Origin of the sequence: Kitasatospora putterlickiae (assembly GCF_039527695.1) — a bacterium.
In the GTDB taxonomy this organism is placed as follows: domain Bacteria; phylum Actinomycetota; class Actinomycetes; order Streptomycetales; family Streptomycetaceae; genus Kitasatospora; species Kitasatospora putterlickiae.
Window position 1 is genome coordinate 1 of record NZ_BAAAKJ010000378.1, and the last position, 5,184, is coordinate 5,184.

Annotated in this window: 5 protein-coding genes and 2 tRNA genes; 1 reads left to right on the forward strand and 6 read right to left on the reverse strand. The window is 74.3% G+C overall.

Features of this window, described 5'->3' with window-relative positions; genetic code table 11:
• A partial coding sequence (locus ABD308_RS33255; protein WP_344343355.1) for an MFS transporter occupies window positions 1-1,406 on the reverse strand: 1,406 nt, incomplete at its 3' end.
• A 102-nt stretch (window positions 1,407-1,508) separates the two neighbouring features.
• On the opposite strand from ABD308_RS33255, the gene ABD308_RS33260 reads away from it, so the two are divergent.
• Window positions 1,509-2,465: a helix-turn-helix transcriptional regulator gene (locus ABD308_RS33260; RefSeq protein ID WP_344343357.1), complete on the forward strand. Its 957-nt coding sequence runs from the start codon at window positions 1,509-1,511 to the stop codon at window positions 2,463-2,465.
• A gap of 97 nt (window positions 2,466-2,562) precedes the next feature.
• On the opposite strand, the gene ABD308_RS33265 is transcribed toward ABD308_RS33260, so the two are convergent.
• From ABD308_RS33265 to ABD308_RS33285, 5 genes are all read right to left on the reverse strand, one after another.
• Window positions 2,563-2,635, reverse strand: a tRNA-Ala gene (locus ABD308_RS33265).
• 37 nt (window positions 2,636-2,672) lie between these two features.
• Window positions 2,673-2,745 (reverse strand) — tRNA-Ala (locus tag ABD308_RS33270).
• Between the two features lie 134 nt (window positions 2,746-2,879).
• Window positions 2,880-3,527, reverse strand: a complete 648-nt coding sequence (locus ABD308_RS33275) for a histidine phosphatase family protein (protein WP_344343363.1) — start codon at window positions 3,525-3,527, stop codon at window positions 2,880-2,882.
• Window positions 3,524-3,994 carry a ribosome silencing factor gene (gene rsfS / locus ABD308_RS33280; protein WP_344343359.1) on the reverse strand — a complete coding sequence of 157 codons (471 nt, stop codon included), beginning with the start codon at window positions 3,992-3,994 and terminating at the stop codon, window positions 3,524-3,526. The genes ABD308_RS33275 and rsfS overlap by 4 nt, the downstream gene beginning before the upstream one ends.
• A 129-nt stretch (window positions 3,995-4,123) precedes the next feature.
• On the reverse strand, window positions 4,124-5,184 hold a 1,061-nt coding region (locus tag ABD308_RS33285; RefSeq protein ID WP_344343361.1), incomplete at its 5' end, for a LytR C-terminal domain-containing protein.

The following is a 5,184-nucleotide window of genomic DNA, read 5'->3' on the forward strand; positions in this document are numbered from 1 at the left end:
GCCGCCATGGCGAGCAGCAGCGCGCGCCCGGAGTCCCCGGCCGACGCCGACCGGTCGGCCGCGCCGAGGAACACCGAGCCGATCAGCGCGATGCCGACCACCTGGCCGAGCTGCACCGCGCTGGCCACGAACCCGCTGGCGTCCGCCGCGTCGGCGGGATCGACCCGGGCGAGCGCCCGGCCGAACAGCGGCGCGTAGGCGCAGCCAGCCAGCGCCCCGAGGGCGGCGGAGAGCAGCAGCGGCCCCACCCCGATCGCGGCCCCGTCGCGCAGCAGGAGGCCGAGCGCCAGGTAGCCGACGGCGAGCAGGCCGGTTCCCAGCCAGGGCAGGACGCCGTGCAGGCGCCGGGGCAGCCGCTGCCAGTGCAGGCCGGCGACACCGAAGCCGACGGCGATCGGGGCCGAGCAGAGCCCGGCGCGCAGGGCGCTGGACCCGAGTCCGGACTGCTGGTGCAGGGCGAAGGAGAACATGAAACCGGCGAACGCCAGCATGATCATGAACACCGCGCCGACGGCGGGCAGCAGCCCGGCCGCGCCGAGCACCCGCCCGCTGATCAGCGGCTGTCCGCCACGCCGGGCGATCCGCCACTCGACGATCGCGAACAGGGCGAACAGCAGGGCGCTCGCGCCGAGCATCGCCCAGCCCCAGCCGGGCCAGCCGAGCTCGTGGCCGAGCACCAGCGGGACGACGAGCAGCCCGAGCGCGGCGGCGAGCACCAGCAGGCCGGGCAGGTCGAATCCGCGGTCGCGGTCGCCGGGCAGCCTCGGCAGCAGCCGGGAGCCGGCCGCCAGCAGCACCACGCCGATCGGCAGGTTGACCAGGAAGACCGGACGCCAGCCGGCGCCGAACAGGTCGGCGTTGACCAGCACCCCGCCGAGCACCTGCCCGGCCGCGATGCCGCCGGCGAGGACGGCCGAGTAGAGGCCCAGGGCGCGGATCCTGGCCTGGCCGGTGAAGGTCCGCTGGACGAGGCTCATCACCTGGGGGACCATCAGGGCCGCCCCGGCGCCCTGGAGCAGCCGGAAGGCGATCAGCCAGCCGGTGGTGGGGGCGAGCCCGCAGGCCAGTGAGGCGGCGGTGAAGGCGGCCAGGCCGCTCTGGAACATCCGGCTGTAGCCGTAGCGGGCGCCGAGCCTGGCGCCGGTGATGAGCAGGACGGCGTAGGCGATGGCGTAGCCGGCCACCACGAACTGGAGGGCGGCACCGGAGGCGTGCAGGTCGGTGCGGATGGTCGGCACCGCGACGTTGACGATGGCGGCGTCGAGCACGGCCATGAACTGGCCGCTGAGGACGAGCGCGAGGAGCGGGCCGGGCCGGGCGACGGACGCCGTCCCGGCCCTGGCGGCGGCCCCGCCGGTCGGCGAGTCGGTCCCGGCCGGACGGCGCCGGGTCTGGAGATCGGTCATGCGTCGAGCCTCGCGACGGCCCGGTACCAGTGGTTAGAGCCTGCCGATCCTGGTACTGGCAGCACCTGTCACGCCCCGCCGGGCTGCGGCACGATGGCGGGTATGACCGTCGTGGACACCCCCGGCACCGTCAAGCCCGCCCCCGCGGACAGGACTTCGGTCGGCCAGGCCCCCGCCGGCCGGCGCGACCGCCGCCGCACCGAGCTGGCCGAGTACCTGCGCGCCCGCCGTGCCCGGGTCTCCCCCGGGGACGTCGGCCTGCCGCCCGGCCTGCGCCGCCGCACGCCGGGCCTGCGCCGCGAGGAGGTGGCCCAGCTCGCCGGGGTCGGGGTCACCTGGTACACGTGGCTCGAACAGGGGCGGCGGATCAACGCCAGCGCGCAGGTGCTCACGGCGGTGGCCCGGGTGCTGCTGCTGGACGCCGCCGAGCGCGAGCACCTGTTCCGGCTGGCCGGGGTGGCGGAGCGGCGCCCGGCGGACCCCGACCCGGTGCTGGACCCGTCGGCCCAGCTGATCCTGGACGCGCTGGTGCCGCTGCCGGCCGCCGTCTCCAACAGCCGGTACGACGTGCTGGCCTGGAACTCCAGCTACGCGGCGCTGTTCGCCGCCAGCCGGACGCGGACGACCGACGGCCGCTTCAACAGCCTCTGGTGCACGGTGACCAGCCCGGACTGCTGCAACCCCTTCCTGAACCGGGACGAGCAGCTGCCGCAGATGGTCGCGGTGCTGCGCGGCGCGTACGGCCGGCACGTCGGCGAGCCGGCCTGGGAGGAGTACGTGCGGTCGCTGCAGGACGCGAGCGCGGAGTTCCGGAGGCTGTGGGCCCGCCAGGAGGTGTCCTCGCGGGCGACCTCGCTGAAGGTGTTCCGGCACCCCGTGGTGGGCGTGATGCGGCTGAACGCGACGTACCTGACGATCCCCGGGGTGCCGGAGGCGTACGTCGCCGTCTACACCCCGGACGGGCCGGAGGACCGCGCCCGGGTGGAGCGGCTGGCGGCGCTGCCGCCGGGCGGCTGGACCGCCCCGTGCGGCCACTCCCGCACCGGGCCCACCCGCTGAGCCCGGCCCGCGCGCCGCTCGGGGAGCGCCGGGAACCCGGGCGACTCCGGGAACGCCGGAAGGCCGCCACCCACCGGGTGACGGCCTTCCTCGTCTGTGGAGCTACGGGGAATTGAACCCCGGACCTCTTGCATGCCATGCAAGCGCTCTACCAACTGAGCTACAGCCCCGCGACACACGTGATCCACCAGGACCCCGGGTACGGAGTGGAGCTACGGGGAATTGAACCCCGGACCTCTTGCATGCCATGCAAGCGCTCTACCAACTGAGCTACAGCCCCTCGCCAACCGGATCTCCCGCTTCCCTTCCGGGCCGCGTTCCCTCCGTGCGAACGAGGAAGACTCTAACCGCAAAGGCCCGGAACTGCGAAATCCGCCCCCCGAGGCCCCCCTCCGCACCCCTGTCCGGGGGACCTCAGGTGTCGTCGCCGATGACCGGCTGCGGCAGGGTGCCCGCGTTGTGCTCCAGCAGCCGCCAGCCCCGCGCGCCGCGGCCCAGCACGGACCAGCAGCAGTTCGACAGCCCGCCGAAGCACTCCCACAGCACCGGCTCCAGGCCGAGCATCCGCCCGAGCATGGTGCGGATGGTGCCGCCGTGGCTGACCACGACCAGCGTGCCGTTCTCCGGCAGTTTGCCGGCCGCGTCCAGCACCACCGGCACGGCGCGGTCCGCGACCTCGGTCGCGAGCTCACCGCCCCCGCGCCGGACCGGCTCGCCCCTGGTCCAGGCCGCGAACTCCTCGGGGTGGCGCTCGCGGATCTCCGCGTTGGTCAGCCCCTGCCAGGAGCCCGCGTAGGTCTCGCGCAGGCCCTCGTGGTGCTCGACGTCCAGGCCGGTGACCGTGGCCAGCTCCTCGGCGGTGCGCCGGGCCCGCTGGAGGTCCGAGGAGATCAGCAGGTCCGGACGCAGGCCGGAGAGCAGCCGGGCGGCCCGCTGCGCCTGCAGCACGCCCTGCCCGGTCAGCTCGATGTCGGTGGTGCCCTGGAAACGGGATTCGAGGTTCCAGGAGGTCTGGCCGTGCCGCCAGAAGACGATGCGCGGACCCCGCGCGCCCCGGCTCAGCTGTAGTCCTCGGCGCCGAAGTCGTCCGCCGGGGCCTGCTCGGCCGGGGCGACGGCGTTGCCGGCCGCGTCGGTGTGGGCGTCGGGGCGGTTGCGGGAGGCGAGGGCCTCCTCCGGCAGCGGCAGCTCGGGGCAGTCCTTCCAGAGGCGGTCCAGCGAGTAGAAGGAGCGCTCCTCGGAGTGCTGGACGTGCACGACGATGTCGAGGTAGTCGAGCAGGATCCAGCGGCCCTCGCGCTCGCCCTCCCGCCGCACCGGCTTGATGTCCAGCTTCTCGCGCAGCTGGTCCTCGATCTCCTCGGCGATCGAGCGGACCTGGCGGTCGTTGCTCGCGGAGGCGATCAGGAAGGCGTCGGTGATCGACAGCACCTCGCTGACGTCGAACGCGACGATGTTGTGGGCCAGCTTGTCGGCCGCCGCCTGGGCGGCGACGTTGATGAGTTCCTGGCTGTGCTCAGTGGCGGTCACGGTGTTCTTCCGGCTCGGCGGCTTGGGGCGCCCCGTGCGCGGCGCGCCGGGGATCGCCTTCCAGGATCTCACGCCGTCCCGGCGGCCCCGGAACCGATTTCCGGGGCCGCCGGCCCGTCCGGGGACGGGCTACTGGGGCTTCGGCGGCGTGTAGTCCTTGCCGAGGACGACCACCAGGTCGGCGTTCTGCGCGTCGGTGACCTTCTTCACCGCCGTCTCCGGCAGGCTGAGACTGGTCGCCAGCGACTTCGCGGCGGCCTGCCGGGCGTCGTCGGTGTAGCGGATCTCACTGGTGGCCTGCGGTGCGCCCTTGGCGCCGCCGGGGACGAAGGTGAGGCCCGCGTTGACCACCTGGACCTGGGCGGCGGCGGCCGTCTGGTCGTTGCCGGTGGCGTCCTGGATGGAGACCCTGGCCGGCGCGTCGCCGCTGGTCGCGGCCTTGACGGTGCCGCCCAGCACCTCCTTGACCTGCTTGCCGGCGGTGGCCTCGTCCAGCGAGCCGTCCGGCTTGACGGTCAGCGCGGCGGTGCCGAACTGGCCGGTCTTGGCGAGCTGTGCCAGCTGCGCGAGCACCCCGGCGAGGGCGTCCTCGGGCAACGAGGGGTCGAGCACCGCGTTCATCCGGTGCACGTCGTCCTTGGCGTCCTTGAACTCGACCGGCATGGTGCGCACCACGGCGTCCATCACCTGGCCGAACCGGGCGAGCTGGGCGTCGCGGTTCTCGCCGTCGTTCTGCAGGGTGGCGTAGGCGACCGCGGCCTTCCCGCCGAGCAGGGTGTTCTTGCCCGCCGCGGCGAGCACCTTGCCGTCCGGCCTGCCGCCCTCGTGGACCTCGGCGTTGGTGTCCACCCGGACGCCGCCGAGCTGGGCGACCAGCAGTTCCAGGTACGGCGTGTCGAGCCGCCAGGTGCCGGCGACCGGGGCGCCGAGCACGGTGGCCAGGCCGTCGCGGGTGCCGGAGGCGCCGAGGGTGTCCATGGCCTGGCCGACCGTGGTGACCGGCGGGTCGCCGGGACCGGGCAGCCGCAGGGTGTCCGGGAGCAGCAGGACGGTGCCCTTCTTCCCGGAGGCGTCGTTGACCAGCAGCGCGCTGGAGACCTTGCCCTGCAGGTCGCGCAGGTGGACGACGTTGACCTGGCGCGGTCCGGCGGCGCCGGCCGCGTTCTCCTTGTCGCCGCCGGTGAACCAGA